The organism is Flavobacterium endophyticum (assembly GCF_003634455.1).
Lineage (GTDB): Bacteria > Bacteroidota > Bacteroidia > Flavobacteriales > Flavobacteriaceae > Flavobacterium > Flavobacterium endophyticum.
Genome location: NZ_RBLC01000006.1, coordinates 69,641 through 88,218 on the forward strand (window position 1 = coordinate 69,641; position 18,578 = coordinate 88,218).

The window sequence follows — 18,578 nt, forward strand, 5'->3', positions numbered from 1 at the left end:
TTATTTTTATAATCTAATGATATTAAGTTAATTATTTAAATTTATACAGCAAGCCATCTTTTGTATTTCTCTTTATCTAGTTTTCTAAAAATGATTCTGTCGTAAGAAAATGCCCAAAATAAAAAACTTTGTTATATTTGGACATAAGCAAATTCTGAAAACAAACTTAAACTGAAAACTATGAGTCAAAAAACTTCACCTGCCTTTGTTGCAGCATCTTGGATTGCGCTTGCTGCGGGAATGATCGGTTATTTTATCGGATTATGGAGAGCCGAGATGGAACTTAATGAAAAAGGCTACTATTTCACAGTGCTGATGTTCGGAATATTTGCAGTAGTATCATTACAGAAAAGTGTTAGAGATAGAATGGAAGGCCTTCCCGTAACTGATATTTATTATGGAATCTGCTGGTTTGCCACGATATTATCAATCGTCTTGCTAGTCGTAGGATTGTGGAATGCTACTATTTTGCCAAGCGAAAAAGGCTTTTATGCCTTTGGCTATTTATTGGCCTTATTTGGAGGTATTGCTGTTCAGAAAAATACGCGTGACAATCAAGCTGCAAGCAGGCAGAACTAAAAAATACAACGAATAAAAAAGTCCCAACTTGGGGCTTTTTTATTTTAGCAAATTATATATTTATTTTGAATTCTTCAATGTCTTTAAATACAATAAAACATCTTCTTTATAACTAGCTCCAATTGGAATTTCAATACTGCTAACTTCGATTTCGTTCATTGTAAAAGCTGTAATCTTAGCAGTATTTATAATAAAGGATCGGTGAATTCGCAAAAAATTATCCTCATTTAATTCTTGTTGGATATCTCCTATTTTATATTTTGAAGTGATATTTTTATCGCCTACCGTATTAATTTTTATATAATCTTTAAGGCTTTCGATATAGACGATATCGTTCATATTGATTTTATAATTTTTGATTCCTGATTTAACCAAAATAAAATCATCCGGAACAGATTCTTTACTTTTTACTTCGCTTTTGGCAGTTTCACTTAAAAATTTGTCAACAGCTTTTAAGAAACGTTCAAAAGTAATCGGCTTTAGCAGGTAATCAACAACACCTAAATCATAGCCTTCAATTGCATAATCTCGGTAAGCAGTAGTCAGTATTGTTTTGGGCGGGTTTTTTAGATTTTTTAAAAATTCTATACCCGTAATATTTGGCATTTTTATATCAATAAACATCAAATCGATTTTTTGCAAATTCAATATCTCAAATGCTTTTAATGCTGTATTGCAAGTTGCCACAACTTCTAAGTTGTCTATTTTGGCAATATGCTTTTCTATTAATCGAATCGCTAGCGGTTCATCATCAACTACCAGGCATTTAATTTTCATAAGCTGTTGTTTTGATTGATTTGTAAAACTACTGAAAACGAATTTACAGCTTGTTTTATATCCAATGAATAATTATCCGAATATATCAGGCCCAACTGCTTCTTTATGTTAGTCAACCCTATCCTATCTTCATCCTTGCTTACATAATCGCTTGAAACTGTATTTGAAATTTTAAACGTAAAAGCTTCTTTTGTCTGAATGATGGAAATCCAGATTTTTGGAGAACCGCTATCTTCTCCTGCACCGTGCTTGAAGGCATTTTCTACTAATGACAAAAGCAGTAATGGCGGAATTTGCATATCATTTTCAAGATCGGTATCAAAGGTAATTTCTAATCGATTGTCGTATCTCAATTTTTCCAATTCGATATAATTCTTCATCAGTTCTATTTCGCTTGACAAGGAAACGAATTGGTTATTGCATTTATACAAGACGTGGTCCAGAATATCAGACAGTTTCCCGATAGCGCTGGCTGTCTTAGGCGAATTATCTAATGAGAGCGAATAAATATTGTTTAAGGTATTGAACAGAAAGTGCGGATTTAATTGTGCTTTCAGCATCTTTAACTCAGATTCTACTTTTTTTTGTTCTAATTGTGTTGCTTCGCTTTTCTTCTGTTCGTTATTGAAAAAATATTTTACAAATAAAAACTGAAAAGAAACCGTATACACCGAAGGGAAATATTTAACTACCAGCGAATGGAGATCCGTCAAAATTTCATACACCGACTCTTGTTCAAAAGGCGGCGTCCTAACCAATTCTTCACCTCCATGAATCGTCAAAATCCTGGCAAGGGCAGAAAAGATATAACAGGTCAGGAAAAATAAAATTAGTGACAAAAAATACCTTTTTTTCAATATAAACTTAGGAAGCAGGTAATAGGCAAGAAAATAAGACGCCAGCATTTGCGGAATATGGACGCAAAAATTGAATAACAAAATTACCCATAGCGGATCATTATTTTCATCCAGCAAACCGGCAGGAATGTAGGTTATTACTATAACCATCCAGAATACTAGATGCTGTGCTAACCTATTATTCCGGACATATTCTGATATTTTCTTAAGATAATCCATAGCTAAAAAAAATTAAAGATAATCAAGAACTTTTTAAATTCAATCACTGTCGACAAAAACGCAATTTTAACTCCTGAATACTCTTTTTTTAAACCTAAAGACCATTTTAGGACCTAAAATAGGCTGTTTGCCTATAAAAAACCTGTTTCTATCTTATGCCTTTATTCTGCATTACAAAACATTTAATCTTTGCCTTGTAATCTTAAACAAAAGCATGATGAAAAAAATAGTATTTATAACAATCCTCCTTTCCTTTGCGACTATTTATTCACAGGAAATTCAGAAGTCAATAACTGTCAGCGGAAAAGTAATCGAAAAAAAGACGGCTACTGCAATAGAATTTGCAACCATCACTTTAATAAATAGTTCGGACGGCAAAGTAATTGTAGAAACGATAACTGATGGCAAAGGAACTTATAGCTTAAAAATAACTCCTGGGAAATACAACATCAAAGCGGAGTTTATTGGTTTAGAAAGCAGTACCCTTGAAAATTTCGACTTGCAAAACAATCAGGTTTTACCACCGTTTTTGCTAGAAGAGATGCCAACCCAACTCGAAACTATTGAGATCCAAACAGAAAAGACAACAATAGAGCATAAATTAGACAAAAAGGTCTTTAATGTAGGCAGCGACCTAGTTTCAAAAGGTGGAAATGCAATCGATATTTTAAACAATGTACCGTCAGTAAGCGTCAATTACAATGGTGCGGTTAGTTTGCGAGGCAACACAGGCGTTCGAATCCTGATAAACGGAAAACCTTCTGTTTTAACTGCCAATAATGGGCTCGAGCAAATTCCGGCAGAGAATATAGAAAAGGTAGAAGTGATTACCAATCCATCTTCTAAATACGATTCAGAAGGAACTGCTGGCATTATTAATATCATTTTAAAGAAAAATAAAAGCAAAGGATTTGGCAGCTCCGTTCAAGCTACCGCCGGAATTCCAGATAACTATGCTTTGGGCTATAACGTGAATTATAAAAATAAAAAAATCAATATTTTTTCTGATTTAAGGTACCGATATATCAATTTCCTCGGTAAGGAATCTAGCTCAAGAACCATTTACGATGATAATGTTATCGATTCGTATTTAAATGGAACCGTTGATAGGGACAGAACAAATAGAACATTTACCACGTATTTTGGCGGTGATTATTATTTTAATGACAAAAACATGATTACGTTGAGTTATTTTTACAGAAACAATACCAGCAGAAGCACGGTTGATTATGCTTTCAACTATTTAGATGAAAACCGAAATCCTGAACGCATTTCCAATGCCAAGGAAGCTTATAAAGAACCTCAAACTGCCAATCAGATTGAATTGAATTACATCAAAACATTTGCTAAAGAAGGTCAAAAATTCACAATCAACCTGCAATATGACTTTTGGAATGATGATGAAAACGAATCCATCGTTGAGCAAGAAATCTTTCCAGTTTCGTTACCCTTCAGAGCCTTAAAAAGTAGAAATATTGAAAGCAGTAAAGATTTTTTGTTTCAATCGGATTACAGCCTGCCGTTTAATGAAAAATCTAAAATTGAATTCGGAATAAAAGGCGAAATTCGAAGAATTAACAGCGATTATCAAGCTTACGACAATAACGTGGCCATTGACAGCCTGAACAACTTATTGCATTATGATGAAAGAATCATCGGTGCTTATGTTCAATACGGAAGCAGCATAAAAAAGCTCAACTATTTGTTAGGCCTCCGAATTGAAGATTCAAACACCGGAAGCAATGACAGAATCAATCAATTCAACATCGATAAAAAGTATACCGATTTCTTTCCAACGGCTCATTTTACTTATGAATTTAACGACATTTTCAACGTACAATTAAGCTACAGCCGACGCATCAGCCGTCCTGAGTTTTGGCAGCTCAATCCGTTTGGAGGTATTGCAGACAGAAGAAATATCCGAATTGGAAATCCTGATTTAGATCCGGTATATACCAATTCTTATGAACTCGGGACTTTAATAAAATGGAGAAAATTCATTATCAATCCGAGTTTGTACCATCAATTTTCAAGAAACATTTTTGAAGACATTCGCATCACAAATACTGATGGCTTTTTAGTAGAACAAGCGATAAATTCTGGAACAGAAAGTCGAATTGGTGCAGAAATTAGTATTTCATATTCTCCGTTAAAATGGCTAACTCTTAATGGCGAGATGAACTACTATACCTTTGAGCAAAAAGGAATATTTAATGTTTCTGACAAAAATTTTACATCAAAACAAAGTACGCGGATAAAATTTTCAACATGGAACTTTCAAACTAATTTAAATTATTTAGGAGCTACCAGCAGCGGCCAATACAATTCCAAATCGCAATATTGGTTTGATTTGGGAATGGGGAAAGACATTTGGAACGAAAGAGCGACTATTACATTAAAGGCGGATAATATTTTTGATTCCCGAATTTCAAAAGGGCTTGTAAGAGGGAATGACTATACTTTGGATTATAATTTTAGAAGCGTCGGCCCTAGAGTATATGCCACATTTACGTATCGACTGAATCGAAAAAAGAGCGACAGAGATCGTTTGCCAGAATAGCAAAAAAAATCCCGATTGTAAATCGGGATTTTTTATTATTTACTTAAGTACATTTTTCTTCTGGAGTACAATTCGTAGAATTGATCGTCTTTCAAATCATCAATAAACAAAATGCTTTCTCCTGTAGATTTCATTTCCGGACCTAAAGCTTTGTTTACGCCTGCGAATTTGCTGAAAGAGAATACCGGCTGCTTGATGGCAAACCCTTTTAGCTGCGGATTAAAATTAAAGTCAGTCACTTTGTTATGTCCGAGCATTACTTTGGTTGCATAATTCACATACGGCTCGCCATACGCTTTCGCGATAAACGGAACAGTTCTCGAAGCTCTAGGATTGGCCTCAATGATATACACCATATCGTCTTTGATTGCAAACTGGATGTTAATCAATCCTACCGTTCTCAGTGCCAAAGCAATTTTCTTGGTATGGTCTTTAATCTGCTGCATTACAAATTCACCAAGATTAAAAGGAGGCAATGTCGCGTTAGAATCTCCAGAGTGCACACCACATGGCTCAATATGCTCCATAATTCCGATGATGTACACATTTTCGCCGTCGCAGATAGCATCGGCTTCCGCTTCGATTGCGCCATCTAAATAATGATCCAGCAGCAATTTGTTTCCTGGAATGCTTCGCAATAAATCAATTACGTGCTCTTCTAGTTCTTTTTTATTGATTACGATTTTCATCCCTTGTCCGCCAAGAACATACGATGGACGAACCAGCAAAGGAAAATCTAATTTGTCTGCTAAAGCCGCAGCTTCGTCAGCTGTTTCTGCAATACCGAACTGTGGGAAAGGAATTTTTAGTTCTGTCAAAAGTTCAGAAAAACGTCCTCTGTCTTCCGCCAAATCCAAAGCATCAAAACTGGTTCCGATGATTTTGATTCCGTATTTAGAAAGTTTTTCAGCTAATTTTAAAGCCGTCTGTCCTCCTAATTGTACAATGACTCCTTCTGGTTTTTCATGTTGGATGATGTCGTAAATATGCTCCCAGAAAACAGGTTCGAAGTATAATTTATCAGCCGTATCAAAATCTGTAGAAACCGTTTCCGGATTACAGTTGATCATAATAGTTTCATAACCGCATTCTTTCGCTGCCAATACGCCATGCACACAAGAATAATCGAATTCGATTCCTTGCCCGATTCGATTTGGACCTGAACCTAGGACAACGATTTTCTTTTTATCGGTTACAATACTTTCGTTGTGGACGTATTTTTTTCCGTCGGCAGTTTCAATTTCTGCCTCGAAAGTAGAATAGTAATACGGTGTTTTAGCCGTAAATTCTGCCGCACAAGTATCTACCAATTTATAAACGCGATTAATATTCATGTCTTCGCGCAATTTATGCACTTGGCTTTCCAAACATCCCATCATGTGAGCAATCTGCCTGTCTGCAAAACCTTTCTGCTTCGCTTCTAGCAATAATTCTTTTGGAAGCGTATCTATTTTGAAGTTGGAGATTTCTTTTTCGAGCGTATACAATTCTTCATATTGTTTCAGGAACCACATGTCAATCTTAGTGATTTCGTGAATCCTGCTCAATGGAATTCCCATCTGAATCGCATCATAAATCACGAAAACTCGGTCCCAACTTGCATACGTCAATTTCTCGATGATTTGCTCGTAATTGGTATAACCTTTTCCGTCAGCACCAAGACCGTTTCTTTTAATCTCAAGAGATTGTGTCGCTTTGTGAAGCGCTTCTTGGAACGAACGTCCGATTCCCATCACTTCTCCAACAGATTTCATCTGAAGTCCTAGCGTTCTGTCTGCGCCTTCAAATTTATCGAAGTTCCAACGTGGAATTTTTACAATAACGTAGTCCAAAGTCGGCTCGAATAATGCTGAAGTTGATTTTGTAATTTGGTTCTGCAATTCATCCAAGTTATAACCTAAAGCTAATTTCGAAGCGATTTTCGCAATCGGATAGCCTGTTGCTTTTGAAGCCAAAGCTGAAGAACGAGATACACGCGGATTGATCTCAATCGCTACGATATCTTCTTTTTCATCTGGAGAAACTGCAAACTGTACGTTACAGCCGCCAGCAAAGTTTCCGATGCTTCGCATCATTTTGATGGCCATATCGCGCATTTTTTGGAAAGTCGCGTCAGATAAAGTCATTGCTGGAGCTACCGTAATAGAATCTCCTGTGTGGATTCCCATCGGATCCATATTTTCAATAGAGCAGATAATCACGACATTATCGTTTTTATCTCTCAACAATTCTAATTCGTATTCTTTCCAACCCAACAAAGCTTTATCAATCAAAACTTCATGAATTGGAGACATTTCTAATCCGTAAGTCAGTTTTTCGTCGAATTCTTCCTTCGTATGCACAAAAGCCGCTCCAGTTCCGCCCAATGTAAACGATGGACGAATTACCAATGGAAACCCAAATTCTTGTGCGATTTCTTTTCCTTGCAAGAAAGATGTAGCTGTTTTTGCAGGCGCTGTCGGTATTTCGATTCTTTCCAAAAGCTGCTTGAACTGCTCTCTGTCTTCTGTAATATTAATGGCATTGATATCTACTCCGATCAATCGTACACCAAAATCAGCCCAGATTCCTTTTTCATCCGCTTCAAGACATAAGTTTAAAGCTGTCTGTCCGCCCATTGTCGGCAAGACGGCATCAATCTGAGGATGTTCTTTAAGGATTTCGATAATCGACTTTGTCGTCAGTGGCTTCAAATAGATGTGGTCGGCCATTGACGGGTCGGTCATGATTGTGGCTGGATTGGAATTGATCAGGATAACTTCAATTCCTTCTTCTCTGATGGATCGTGCAGATTGCGAGCCAGCATAATCAAATTCGCAGGCTTGTCCGATAACAATTGGACCTGAACCGATGATTAAAACTGATTTAATTGAATTGTCTTTCGGCATTTTGTTGTGTGTTGTTGTAGTTAATTCTGGATGCAGGGTTTTGAATTCAAGATAAAAGGCAACCTCAAACCTCGTATCTATGACCCTGAGCCTATTTAATTTAGCGACAAGGTATAAAAAAAGGCGATACTAACATTAAGTAACGCCTTTATTGATGTTTATCTAAAACATTATTTTTTGTGTCTTGGTTCAGAAGAAACAGTAAGTTTATGTCTTCCTTTAGCTCTTCTACGAGCAAGCACTTTTCTTCCATTGGCAGAAGCCATTCTGTCCATAAAACCGTGCTTATTTCTTCTTTTTCTCTTCGATGGTTGAAACGTTCTTTTGCTCATTGCTTTGTATCTTTAAAAATCTTAATTAAATATCTTTTTATAGGTTCGAAATCAATGCTGTTCCAAAACCGAGTGCAAATATACGAAGACTTTTTTTTCTGGCAAGTGGTTTTATAAAAATATTTTTAATTGATTTTATTACCTTTGCGACTCAAATATGTAAAAATTATGTTTCACAGAAATATCAAACTCATCTTAGCCGGATTAATAATTGCTACTGGCATTTGGCAATTTACAGAAAATAATATAGGAAATGGAATTTTTCTTATCCTTTTATCGCTAGTCTTCATTCTGCTTTATTTCAAAAACGAATTCATCCTTTTGGCGTTTTTAAAATTAAGGAAGCAAGATTTTGCTGGAGCACAAAAATGGTTAGCTTATATCAAGAACCCAGAAACCGCTTTGGTCAGAAAACAACAAGGTTACTACAACTATCTTCACGGACTGATGCTTTCTCAAACTAATTTGATGCAAGCTGAGAAGTATTTCAAAAAAGCGATAGAATTAGGATTGTCTATGGATATGGATTTGGCTGTTGCTAAATTAAATCTTGCGGGAGTTGCGATGTCGAGAAGACGAAAAATTGAAGCTACGAATTTATTAAACGAAGCCAAAAGGCTTGACAAACAGAACATGCTGAAAGATCAGATAAAAATGATGAAAGAGCAGATGAAAAAAATATAAGCTTTCTGAGTACAAAATATTTAAAGCCGTCTTGGAAGTTTCTAAGACGGCTTTTTTATTCGTTTATCGGTGAATTCGGCAAGTTTATAGATTAAAACATAAGTTTATCGTATTATTTTAATAAATTACAGTAAATTTACTTAACAAATTAACTAATACATGAAAGATTTATTTAGTTAAAATAGCACTTTTACTATTCCCCCTCTTCCTTTTCAGCCAAGAGCATGACATGTTTTTTTCTGATGCAATCAAAATAAACTTCAAGAAATACAGCTCTGAAAGCAATCTGGCCTATAAAAATAAAGATTTCAAAAGAGGAAAGTTCTTATTCGATTCCTTAGTAAAAGGACAGCTTGTCGGAACAAAATTTGACAATTATTCTTTTAAAAAAATACAAGGCGGCAAGCTAAATCTAGAATCGTCCAAAAAACCTATTTTCCTTCTTACGTATGCTTCGTGGTGCGTTCCTAGCAAAGGAGAAATTCCTGCATTGAACAAGTTGGCACAAAAATATAGCAACGACGTAAAGTTTGTTGTTTTGTTCTGGGACAAAAAACACAATGTCAAAAAAGTGGCTAAAAAATTCAACAGCCATATTACCGTGTGTTTTGCACATGAGACTTATAAAAACGATGCGCCTGCCATTTCTTCCATCAAGCATACGTTGGGATTTCCTACTTGTTTTTATCTAGACGAGCATTTAAAAATCGTAGATATCAAGAGAGGCGGAGGAAATTCAAGTCCAAGTGTTGCCTACATGAAGGCGTATACCCAAAATTATAATGCATTTCGAGACGGGCTTAGCACCATCTTAATCAATAAGAACATATCAAAAGAACGACTTGCCACAAACTAAAAAAAGCGCTGCAGGTGCAACGCTTTTTGATTAATATCCTTCAGTCGGAATTTCTATTATGTATTTCTTCTTGGCCGGATTCGTTAATTTTCTATCGCGAAGCCATGGATTGTGGATTTTCAAAATCTTGTAATTAATGCCTTGTGCTTTTGCAAAAGCAGCCAAATCTGTTATCGAACTATCGATTTCTAGCTTTCTAGTTGGAATGTTAGGATACAATTCGGCTGGCGCTACATTAAATCCATATTCGACTGGATTTTTCATGATCTGTTTCAAGGCTAAAATTCTAAAAACATAACGCGCTGTTTCATCTGTTAGCAGCAAATCGTAATAATTTGTGACTCCTTGAATCGTAATCTGCTTGTTTACGCCGCCAAAACCACCATTATACGAAGCAGCGGCTAGCGTCCAGCTTCCGAATTTTCTATATGCATCTAGCAAGTATTTGCAGGCCGCCTCCGTTGATTTTTCTAAGTGGTATCTTTCATCGACACCATCATTCACCTCCATGCCTCTTTCTTTTGCCGTATCGGGCATGAATTGCCAAAATCCTTTTGCACCAGCAGAAGAAGTCGCATTCATCAAGGCACTTTCGGCAACAGCCAAATATTTAAAATCATCTGGAACGCCGTTTTTCTTTAAAATCGGTTCAATTATCGGAAAAGAACGATTGGCTCTTTTTATGATCAGCAAGGTAGAAGCATCCAGATTGGCATTGACCAGCAATTCTCTATCCAAACGCTCTTTCACGTCGGCAATATGCAAAGGTGTTTTTTCACCAGCAAAATCAATTTCTGTTGGAAAAAAATATCCTTTCGCTACAGGAGCCTTCTCTCCTATTTTTTCATTGGAAACGGCATGAATTAAAATTCCGCTTACCAAAACAACTGAGGCTATCAAGCCTGTCTTTTTCATCAAGTTCATGTTCTTTTTTCTTTGAGTGTATTTTGTAAACCTACAAACATTTTACCAATTTTTAATTATCCAGGATAATTTTTGGCAGATGTTCATTCAGCCATCTGAATTTATTAATAATCATGATGTGCGTTCCGTCTTTCACGGGAATAAAATTCTTGATGTATTTTGGAGGAAAAACTTCGTCTGCATCTCCATGGATATGAACCACTTTACTATCCGGCTCTGTCCTATCCCACAGAATAATTTGCTCTAAAGCCCAATCTAGGTATTTCTTGTCTCGCATCGACAGAAATTTTTCATAAAGTTTCAGCCTTTTGTTCATCTTGTCATTTCCGAATGAAAACTTGGCAAACGTCTCTACATTTTGCATTAGTCCGGTCGGAAACAGCTTATAGGCTTTGATAGACTTTGCCATCTTCATTCTTCTTGGAAATTCAGCATTGCTTTTGACACTTGAAATAATTATAATCTTTCTGGGATTTACAAATTTGGCCATTTCTTGCACCAAGACACCTCCAAATGAAACTCCGACCAGCACAGGATTCTCATGTTTTATTTCTTTTGAAATACGCTCAGCATATTGCTTCAGGCTTTCACCATCTAAAGGAAGTACCCATTCTAAAAGGAAGATTTCAAACTGGTCTTCGGGAAGATGAATTCGTTCAAAGATTGTCGAGCTTGCCGCCATTCCTGGCATAAAATACACTGGAATTTTTTCCATCATAATTGTTTTAACGCTATCATAACAGCAACAAAAGGTTTTTATTACGAAATTTGTATAAAATTATGGTTTTTATTCTAAACCACTCTTCTCATTATTTTAAATAATCGATAAATTAAGGACAGGAATGTTTTCGAAATCAAAGAGAAATCACGCCTTTTACAACTATCGATTGCTACATCGTTGAAACATTATTTAAGTTATGGAAATTAAAGACAATACTTTTTCAAGACAATTTGAAACACAGTTTGAAGGAAAATTAGTTGCGGTTGAATACTCCTTTCAGGAGAAAAAAATTTTCCTCACCAAAATCAACCTGCCCGACCATTTTGAAAATGACGAATTCATAAATGACTTTTTAAAGGATATTATGGCCATTGCAGAGGAGCGAAAGCTAAAAGTAGTTCCTATTCACCCGAAAATTGCGGCATTTTTCAAAAAGAATCCTATTTACAGGGAATTGCTTCCACCTGGAATCCGAATTTAAGTCGAAGGTCTTAAAGTCGAAAGTCAGAAGGTTAAATTTTTATTCTGATGTTTGAAATATTATTTTTTATTATTTTTATCCAATGACGGAAGAAAATAATCTCAAAATCCTCAGCTTCTTCGAAAATATCGAAAAATATTACGGCTGCAAGACAGAAATTACGGAAGGACTTTATAGCCTTACGGAAAGTTTTGACAACCATTCTACAACATGGAATTTATCGGAATTCACGCTCATTCGTTCTGGCTATAGAAAAACCGGCGACAGAATGATGATGGAAGGCGAAAAGATGTATTTTGAAATCTCTGCCGCCCTCATCGTAAGCTTTGAACAGACTGGCAGAAACTCTTTTGAATTTATCGAAAAATACGGACAGTCAGTTTTTAGAGTGACCAAGATTAAGTTTCACTATAAATATTAGCGCTTAATTAAGCTTCGACATTCAAGAATTCCATACGCACTGAACCATCTTCGTCAATTTTTGTCAGATTGATTTCGTGCAATGTATTGACCAATTCTGGATTCCAAGGCGTTTTTACTTTTACATAATTTTCTGTAAAACCGTGAATGTAGCCTTCTTTGTTTTCTCCTTCAAACAAAACAGTTCTGTTCGTTCCTAGCTGGCTTTCATAAAAAGCTCTCCTTTTCTTTACAGAAAGTCCGCGCAACATCTTGCTTCTTTTCGCACGAACATTAGCCGGAACAGGATTTGGCATTTGAGCCGCTTCAGTATTATCTCTTTCAGAATACGTAAAAACATGCAAGTAGGAAATATCCAAATTGTTTAAGAAGTGGTACGTTTCTAAGAAATGCTCATCCGTTTCACCTGGAAATCCCACAATCACGTCAACACCGATACATGCATGCGGCATGACTTCGCGGATTTTATTCACACGCTCCATATACACTTCTCTTAAGTAACGGCGTTTCATTTTTTTCAAGATATCGTTGCTTCCTGATTGCAACGGAATATGGAAATGTGGCACGAAAGTTCTTGATTTTGAAACGAATTCTATCGTTTCATTGCGAAGCAGATTCGGCTCGATTGAAGAAATCCTTAAGCGTTCAATACCTTCAACTTTGTCTAACTCCTGAACCAATTCGTAAAAAGTATGTTCGTGTCTTTTATTGCCGAACTCTCCTTTTCCGTAATCGCCAATATTCACTCCGGTCAAGACAATTTCTTTGATATTTTGCTGTGAAATTTCTTTGGCATTTTTCAATACGTTTTCCAAAGTATCGCTTCTTGAAATTCCTCTTGCCAAAGGAATCGTACAATAGGTACATTTATAATCACATCCGTCTTGTACTTTCAAAAAGGCCCTCGTCCTATCGCCGATAGAATAACTGCCTACATAAAAGTCAGCTTCTGAAATCTCGCAAGAATGCACTTCGCCGAAATCATTTTTCGACAGATCGTTTATATAATCGGTAATCTTGAATTTCTCTGTTGCTCCTAAAACCAAATCCACACCGTCAACCGCCGCGAGTTCTTCTGGCTTCAATTGTGCATAACAACCAACGGCCGCTACGAACGCCTTATCATTTAGTTTCATTGCCTTTTTTACGACTTGCTTGAACTGCTTGTCTGCGTTTTCAGTTACGGAACACGTATTGATAACGTAAATATCAGCCACTTCTTCAAATTCGACACGATCAAAACCTTCGTCTTGAAAATTACGGGCAATTGTAGATGTTTCTGAAAAATTCAGCTTACATCCCAAGGTATAAAAGGCAACTTTTTTTCTGTTCTCTATCATTATAAATCCTCCGAGAAATTGGGAAATTGGTATCTTTAGCTATATTTACATTTTGCAAATAGCCTGCAAATTTACATACAATATTTTTCAAAATGAAATCAATAATTTACTATATATCAATATTTTGGATATCGTTAACTTTATTTTCCTGTGGAAAAGATGCGAAAGAAAATCGCGACCATGAAGTTTTTCGATTCAATCAAGATGCCAATGTAAGTTCCCTTGATCCGGCTTTTGCAAAATCACAAGAGAATATCTGGATGTGCAATCAGCTCTACAACGGGCTTGTTCAATTGGATGATAGCTTGAACATAAAACCAGACCTAGCCAAATCTTGGGCGATTTCTGAAGACGGAAAAACCTATACGTTTACGCTGAGAAAGGATGTCTTTTTTCACAAAAACAAAGTATTTGTCAACAGAAAAGATTCCACTCGAACTATAAATGCAAATGATTTTGAATACAGTTTCCATCGTCTTTTAGATGAAAAAGTAGCTTCTCCTGGCGGATGGATCATGCAGAATGTTGAAAATTTTAAAGCGAAAAATGATTCTGTTTTTGAAATCAATTTAAAGAAACCATTTCCTGCCTTTTTAGGATTGCTTTCTATGAAATATGCTTCTGTGGTTCCGAAAGAAGCCTTTGCCATGTCTGGTTATGATTTTAGGACAAACCCGATAGGAACTGGTCCTTTTCAATTCAAGCTTTGGGAAGAAAACGTAAAGTTAGTTCTGAGAAAAAATCCTTTGTATTTTGAAAAAGATGAAAAGGGAAATCAGTTGCCTTATTTAGAAGCCGTAGCTGTTACCTTTTTACCAGACAAACAAAGCGGTTTCCTTCAATTTGCACAAGGAAAGATTGATTTTGTTTCAGGCCTTCATCCTTCTTATAAAGATGAAATCCTGACGCAAAGCGGACAGCTTCAGGAAAAATACAAGAAAGACGTGAACATGATTACCGGGCCTTATCTGAATACCGAATATTTAGGCTTTCGCATGGACTCAAAGGAAAAGGCCGTGCTTGACAAGAGAATTCGACAAGCCATGAATTATGGTTTTGACAGACAGAAATTAGTAACTTATTTAAGAAATGGCATGGGAACTCCCGCCATCAATGGAATGATTCCGGCCGGATTGCCAAGTTTTGATGCTACAAAAATCGGATATGATTATGACATCCAAAAAGCAAAAGCTTTGGTAGCTGATTATAAAAAAACAACTGGGGATCTCAATCCAAAAATTGCATTGAGTACAAATGCTACTTATCTGGACATTTCAGAATATTTACAGCGCGAATGGAAAAAAATCGGGCTAGATGTTGCTATAGACGTGAACCCGCCTGCCACATTGAGACAAGCTATTTCCACAGGGAAAGTTTCTTTTTTCAGAGCCAGCTGGATTGCCGATTATCCTGATGCCGAAAATTATCTTTCCTTATTTTATAGTAAAAATTTTGCACCAAACGGTCCTAATTATACTCATTTTAAAAATGATGAATTTGACCGATTATACGAGCAGGCTTTTTTAGAAACGGACAATGCAAAGCGCTTTGCTACTTATCAAAAAATGGATGCCTTGATCATGAAAGAATCCCCTGTGATTCTGTTATTCTACGATAAAGTTGCTCGTTTTACTAGAAAAGATGTTTCTGGGTTGGGAATAAATCCGCTAAATATGCTGGATTTGCGACGCGTAAAAAAGAGCAAAGTATAATTCAAAAAACCAAGCTATTCACTAGTATTCCCAATTGTTTCCAAAATCTGATTTTATTTTGGCTGCAAATCCAAAAATTTCAAAAGCATGAAAATCTTAATCATTGAAGACGAAGCCGGACTTAGGGAAGTGATCCAACAATCGCTCGAAAAGGAAAAATACATCGTTGAAACAGCACACGATTTTATTTCCGGCTTGGACAAACTCGGTTCTTATGATTATGATTGTGTCTTGATCGATATCATGCTTCCCAACGGTAGCGGTCTGGATTTGTTAGCCGAAATAAAAAAACAGCGGAAACAGGAAGCCGTGATTATCATTTCTGCAAAAGATGCAGTAGATGACAAAGTAAAAGGTTTGGATTTGGGTGCCGACGATTATTTGAGCAAACCATTTCATCTCGCAGAATTGCATGCCCGAATTAAATCCGCTATCCGCAGGAAAAGCCACAATGGTGACAATCTTATTATTTGGAGAAATCTGACACTATCTCCAGAACAACGAAGCGTTTCTGTCAACGATGAAAATCTGGTCTTGAACCGAAAAGAGTTTGACCTGCTGTATTATTTTGTCATCAATCCGAATCGGCTGATTAACAAAACGGCCTTGGCTGAATACGTTTGGGGTGACCATACCGACCAAGCCGACAATCTAGATTTCGTATATTCGCAAATAAAAAACCTTCGCAAAAAATTGAAAGATGCCGATGCCGAAATCGACATTCAGGCAGTTTACGGCATTGGTTATAAAATGAGCTGATGAAACTACAAAATTACACGCTACGCTATCTGGCCATTACGCTTCTTGCCGTAATCCCAATTTGGGCGGGCTTGTTTTATGTACTGATTTTGGATGAAGTCTATGACAATATTGACGACGATCTCAAAAACTCAAAGATCATTATCATCAGACAGGCTTTTGCTGATGAAAAACTGCTCAACACCCCTGAATTTGGAATTAATAAATTCACGATAAAGCCGCTTCCAAGAGGAAATTACTCTTATAAAGACGAATTCTTCACAGCGGCAGAATTTATGGAATATGACGATGACGATGAGCCCATCCGAACCCTGAAAACAGTATTCAACGACAAAAATGGAAAGCCGCACGAGCTCATCATCAAAGCTTCTATCGTTGAAGAAGACGAACTTTTAGAAGACTTGCTTTTAGCACTTTTGGGCCTATACGTCATGCTGGTCATAAGCATTTTGGTCGTAAATCATTTTCTCTTGAAGCGAATCTGGAAATCGTTTCACGCTATTTTGGCTAATCTGAAAAACTTTAAATTAGGAACGGGCGCTCGTGTAAAATCCGTAAGTTCTCCAATTGACGAGTTTAAGACTTTGGCGAAAGAAGTAGAAGAAATGCTGCAACGAAACGAAATGATCTATTCCAGCCAAAAACAATTTATCGAAAATGCCTCGCACGAATTGCAGACGCCATTAGCGATCAGCATCAACAAATTAGAGCTGTTTGCAGAAAACAATACACTTCCTGACGAACAGATGATCGAGATAGGAAAAATCACAGATACACTAAATCGATTGGTACGTTTGAACAAATCGCTATTAATGCTGTCTAAGATTGAAAACCAACAATTTTCAGATGAAGAGCCTATCAATTTTAACGAACTCATTCGTCAATTAGCAGATGATTTTTCAGATTTAGCCGATTTCAAAAAAGTTACTATTACTATTGAAGAAACCGCGTCGCTTCAATTCAACATGAACAAAGGACTGGCTACGGCATTGGCAAGCAATCTCCTTAAAAATGCTTTAATCCATAACTATCAAGGCGGTTCAGTCGAATTTATAATAAACGAACATGATTTCATAATCTCGAACTCTGGCACGGCTTCTTCCTTAAATCCTGAAATCATTTTCAACCGATTTTACAGGCTTACAAATACCAATGAATCTACTGGTTTGGGCTTGGCAATCGTAAAATCGATTACCAATACCTACTCTATTTCCATCGCATATACTTTTAATGGAAATCACCAGTTTAAAATAATTTTTCCAAAAAAATAACCTATTGGGCATTTATTCCTAATTGTTTCCAAATTCTGCATGTAATCTTGTATAGAATTTAAAACAACTAGTTATGAAAACACAAATGAGTTTAAGCCTAATTGCAGGTCTACTATTCAGTTTTTCGGCTCATGCACAAAAAACTACAATCACAACAGCCGAACTTCCTGCAAAAGCACAAGCCTTTCTAAAGGAACATTTCGCAAATGAAAATCCTGCCTCTATCGTAAAAGACAAAGAGACATTTTCAACAGACTATAAGGTCCGATTTTCGAATAATACCGAAGTTGAATTTGACAGCAAAGGCAACTGGGAAGAAATTGACGGAAACCATACTCCAATTCCAACTACTACTATTCCAGCAAAAATAGCTTCTTATGTAAAGTCAAATTATAAGGAGGTTTCAATCACTAAAATTGACAAAGGTCATTGGGGCTATGAAGTCGATCTTAGTAACGGAATAGAATTAGAATTTGATTCCAATGGAAAATTTTTAAGAATAGACAATTAATTCATTTAAATTATTAGAGATATGAAAACTATTAAAAATGTATTGCTAGCCGGATTTTTTGCATCATTCATGCTGATACTAGCTTCTTGTTCCAGCGATGATAATGAAAATAACAACTCGAATGTTATTGAATCTAGTGCTCTTCCTGAAAATGCTCGAAACTTTATAACGACGCATTTTCCTGAAGCAACGTATACTTTGGTAAAACAAAATTCTGTTGCCGATGATGATGGCTCCATCTATGACGTTTATCTTTCCAATGGTTTCGAAATTGACTTCAACGCGAATGGAAATTGGACAGATGTTGACGGAAATACTCAAGCTGTTCCTGCCGCCATTATTCCAGCATCTATCACTTCGTATGTTACTGCAAATTATGCAGGGCAGACTATAAACACTATCGAAATTGAAGTAACCGGCTACGATATAGAGCTTTCCAGTGGCTTAGATTTGGTATTTAACGCCCAAGGAGAATTTATAAGAGCTGATTCTTAATCTGCCCATCCATTCTTCATCAAAATCAAAAAGGAGCTTCCGTTATTACAGAAGCTTCTTTTATCAATCAAAATAAAACCTAAACAAAAATTATCTTTTATCTCTTGAGCGAGAAGTGCGCCTTGAACTCCTTGCCCGTCCCGTTCTCCTGGTACAGGACCTTGAACCAGTAGTCGGTCGAAGGAAGCGGGT

General features: G+C 36.4%; 19 protein-coding genes. 11 read left to right on the forward strand and 8 right to left on the reverse strand.

The window, feature by feature from the left end; all coding sequences use genetic code 11:
- The first annotated feature begins 180 nt into the window (after positions 1–180).
- Positions 181–579: an inner membrane protein YiaA gene (yiaA, locus tag CLV94_RS16165; RefSeq protein ID WP_121377553.1), complete on the forward strand. Its 399-nt coding sequence runs from the start codon at positions 181–183 to the stop codon at positions 577–579.
- Positions 580–639: 60 nt separating this feature from the next.
- Here yiaA and CLV94_RS16170 read toward each other — a convergent pair whose 3' ends face one another.
- Together CLV94_RS16170 and CLV94_RS16175 are read right to left on the reverse strand one after the other, a co-directional pair.
- Positions 640–1,356, reverse strand: a complete 717-nt coding sequence (locus CLV94_RS16170) for a LytR/AlgR family response regulator transcription factor (protein ID WP_121377554.1) — start codon at positions 1,354–1,356, stop codon at positions 640–642.
- Positions 1,353–2,195, reverse strand: a complete 843-nt coding sequence (locus CLV94_RS16175; RefSeq protein ID WP_245982634.1) for a sensor histidine kinase — start codon at positions 2,193–2,195, stop codon at positions 1,353–1,355. The genes CLV94_RS16170 and CLV94_RS16175 overlap by 4 nt, the downstream gene beginning before the upstream one ends.
- A 454-nt stretch (positions 2,196–2,649) precedes the next feature.
- On the opposite strand from CLV94_RS16175, the gene CLV94_RS16180 reads away from it, so the two are divergent.
- Entirely contained in the window at positions 2,650–4,992 is a 2,343-nt protein-coding gene (locus tag CLV94_RS16180; RefSeq protein ID WP_121377572.1) for a TonB-dependent receptor domain-containing protein, read from the forward strand.
- Positions 4,993–5,027: 35 nt separating this feature from the next.
- Here CLV94_RS16180 and carB read toward each other — a convergent pair whose 3' ends face one another.
- A complete protein-coding gene (gene carB, locus CLV94_RS16185; protein ID WP_121377555.1) occupies positions 5,028–7,880 on the reverse strand; it encodes a carbamoyl-phosphate synthase large subunit in 2,853 nt (950 codons plus the stop codon).
- 170 nt (positions 7,881–8,050) lie between these two features.
- Positions 8,051–8,212, reverse strand: coding sequence for a 50S ribosomal protein L34 (gene rpmH / locus CLV94_RS16190; protein WP_008464848.1), 162 nt, complete (start codon positions 8,210–8,212; stop codon positions 8,051–8,053).
- 168 nt (positions 8,213–8,380) lie between these two features.
- Here rpmH and CLV94_RS16195 point away from each other — a divergent pair, with 168 nt between their 5' ends.
- A complete protein-coding gene (locus tag CLV94_RS16195; protein ID WP_121377556.1) occupies positions 8,381–8,896 on the forward strand; it encodes a DUF2892 domain-containing protein in 516 nt (171 codons plus the stop codon).
- A gap of 229 nt (positions 8,897–9,125) precedes the next feature.
- Entirely contained in the window at positions 9,126–9,752 is a 627-nt protein-coding gene (locus CLV94_RS16200; protein ID WP_121377557.1) for a TlpA family protein disulfide reductase, read from the forward strand.
- Between the two features lie 30 nt (positions 9,753–9,782).
- On the opposite strand, the gene CLV94_RS16205 is transcribed toward CLV94_RS16200, so the two are convergent.
- Both CLV94_RS16205 and CLV94_RS16210 read right to left on the reverse strand, forming a co-directional pair.
- Positions 9,783–10,676, reverse strand: coding sequence for a lytic transglycosylase domain-containing protein (locus tag CLV94_RS16205; RefSeq protein ID WP_121377558.1), 894 nt, complete (start codon positions 10,674–10,676; stop codon positions 9,783–9,785).
- 52 nt (positions 10,677–10,728) lie between these two features.
- Positions 10,729–11,391 carry an alpha/beta hydrolase family protein gene (locus CLV94_RS16210; protein ID WP_121377559.1) on the reverse strand — a complete coding sequence of 221 codons (663 nt, stop codon included), beginning with the start codon at positions 11,389–11,391 and terminating at the stop codon, positions 10,729–10,731.
- Positions 11,392–11,593: 202 nt separating this feature from the next.
- On the opposite strand from CLV94_RS16210, the gene CLV94_RS16215 reads away from it, so the two are divergent.
- Both CLV94_RS16215 and CLV94_RS16220 read left to right on the forward strand, forming a co-directional pair.
- Entirely contained in the window at positions 11,594–11,878 is a 285-nt protein-coding gene (locus tag CLV94_RS16215) for a GNAT family N-acetyltransferase (RefSeq protein ID WP_121377560.1), read from the forward strand.
- Between the two features lie 82 nt (positions 11,879–11,960).
- Positions 11,961–12,299, forward strand: a complete 339-nt coding sequence (locus CLV94_RS16220; RefSeq protein ID WP_121377561.1) for a hypothetical protein — start codon at positions 11,961–11,963, stop codon at positions 12,297–12,299.
- A gap of 7 nt (positions 12,300–12,306) precedes the next feature.
- On the opposite strand, the gene mtaB is transcribed toward CLV94_RS16220, so the two are convergent.
- Positions 12,307–13,635 carry a tRNA (N(6)-L-threonylcarbamoyladenosine(37)-C(2))-methylthiotransferase MtaB gene (gene mtaB / locus CLV94_RS16225; protein WP_121377573.1) on the reverse strand — a complete coding sequence of 443 codons (1,329 nt, stop codon included), beginning with the start codon at positions 13,633–13,635 and terminating at the stop codon, positions 12,307–12,309.
- A gap of 95 nt (positions 13,636–13,730) precedes the next feature.
- Here mtaB and CLV94_RS16230 point away from each other — a divergent pair, with 95 nt between their 5' ends.
- From CLV94_RS16230 to CLV94_RS16250, 5 genes are all read left to right on the forward strand, one after another.
- Positions 13,731–15,350 (forward strand): ABC transporter substrate-binding protein, encoded by a 1,620-nt coding sequence (locus CLV94_RS16230; protein ID WP_121377562.1) that lies wholly within the window; start codon positions 13,731–13,733, stop codon positions 15,348–15,350.
- Positions 15,351–15,437: 87 nt separating this feature from the next.
- A complete protein-coding gene (locus tag CLV94_RS16235; protein WP_121377563.1) occupies positions 15,438–16,109 on the forward strand; it encodes a response regulator transcription factor in 672 nt (223 codons plus the stop codon).
- Positions 16,109–17,380, forward strand: coding sequence for a sensor histidine kinase (locus tag CLV94_RS16240; protein ID WP_121377564.1), 1,272 nt, complete (start codon positions 16,109–16,111; stop codon positions 17,378–17,380). Before CLV94_RS16235 ends, CLV94_RS16240 begins: the two co-directional genes overlap by 1 nt.
- A 73-nt stretch (positions 17,381–17,453) precedes the next feature.
- Entirely contained in the window at positions 17,454–17,891 is a 438-nt protein-coding gene (locus tag CLV94_RS16245) for a PepSY-like domain-containing protein (protein ID WP_121377565.1), read from the forward strand.
- 21 nt (positions 17,892–17,912) lie between these two features.
- Positions 17,913–18,386, forward strand: coding sequence for a PepSY-like domain-containing protein (locus CLV94_RS16250; RefSeq protein ID WP_121377566.1), 474 nt, complete (start codon positions 17,913–17,915; stop codon positions 18,384–18,386).
- Here the strand turns inward: CLV94_RS16250 and CLV94_RS17110 are convergent.
- The coding region (locus CLV94_RS17110) for a hypothetical protein (RefSeq protein WP_211331204.1) at positions 18,383–18,578 on the reverse strand (196 nt) is incomplete at its 5' end. The genes CLV94_RS16250 and CLV94_RS17110 overlap by 4 nt on opposite strands.

Coding starts and splice junctions, on each gene's coding strand:
- carB (WP_121377555.1), bottom strand. CDS start 7,880: ATGCCGAAAGACAATTCAATTAAATCAGTTTTAATCATCGGTTCAGGT.
- yiaA (WP_121377553.1), top strand. CDS start 181: ATGAGTCAAAAAACTTCACCTGCCTTTGTTGCAGCATCTTGGATTGCG.
- CLV94_RS16245 (WP_121377565.1), top strand. CDS start 17,454: ATGAAAACACAAATGAGTTTAAGCCTAATTGCAGGTCTACTATTCAGT.
- CLV94_RS16220 (WP_121377561.1), top strand. CDS start 11,961: ATGACGGAAGAAAATAATCTCAAAATCCTCAGCTTCTTCGAAAATATC.
- CLV94_RS16235 (WP_121377563.1), top strand. CDS start 15,438: ATGAAAATCTTAATCATTGAAGACGAAGCCGGACTTAGGGAAGTGATC.
- CLV94_RS16250 (WP_121377566.1), top strand. CDS start 17,913: ATGAAAACTATTAAAAATGTATTGCTAGCCGGATTTTTTGCATCATTC.
- CLV94_RS16195 (WP_121377556.1), top strand. CDS start 8,381: ATGTTTCACAGAAATATCAAACTCATCTTAGCCGGATTAATAATTGCT.
- CLV94_RS16180 (WP_121377572.1), top strand. CDS start 2,650: ATGAAAAAAATAGTATTTATAACAATCCTCCTTTCCTTTGCGACTATT.
- CLV94_RS16215 (WP_121377560.1), top strand. CDS start 11,594: ATGGAAATTAAAGACAATACTTTTTCAAGACAATTTGAAACACAGTTT.
- CLV94_RS16240 (WP_121377564.1), top strand. CDS start 16,109: ATGAAACTACAAAATTACACGCTACGCTATCTGGCCATTACGCTTCTT.
- rpmH (WP_008464848.1), bottom strand. CDS start 8,212: ATGAGCAAAAGAACGTTTCAACCATCGAAGAGAAAAAGAAGAAATAAG.
- CLV94_RS16200 (WP_121377557.1), top strand. CDS start 9,126: ATGTTTTTTTCTGATGCAATCAAAATAAACTTCAAGAAATACAGCTCT.
- CLV94_RS16210 (WP_121377559.1), bottom strand. CDS start 11,391: ATGGAAAAAATTCCAGTGTATTTTATGCCAGGAATGGCGGCAAGCTCG.
- CLV94_RS16205 (WP_121377558.1), bottom strand. CDS start 10,676: ATGAACTTGATGAAAAAGACAGGCTTGATAGCCTCAGTTGTTTTGGTA.
- CLV94_RS16170 (WP_121377554.1), bottom strand. CDS start 1,356: ATGAAAATTAAATGCCTGGTAGTTGATGATGAACCGCTAGCGATTCGA.
- CLV94_RS16230 (WP_121377562.1), top strand. CDS start 13,731: ATGAAATCAATAATTTACTATATATCAATATTTTGGATATCGTTAACT.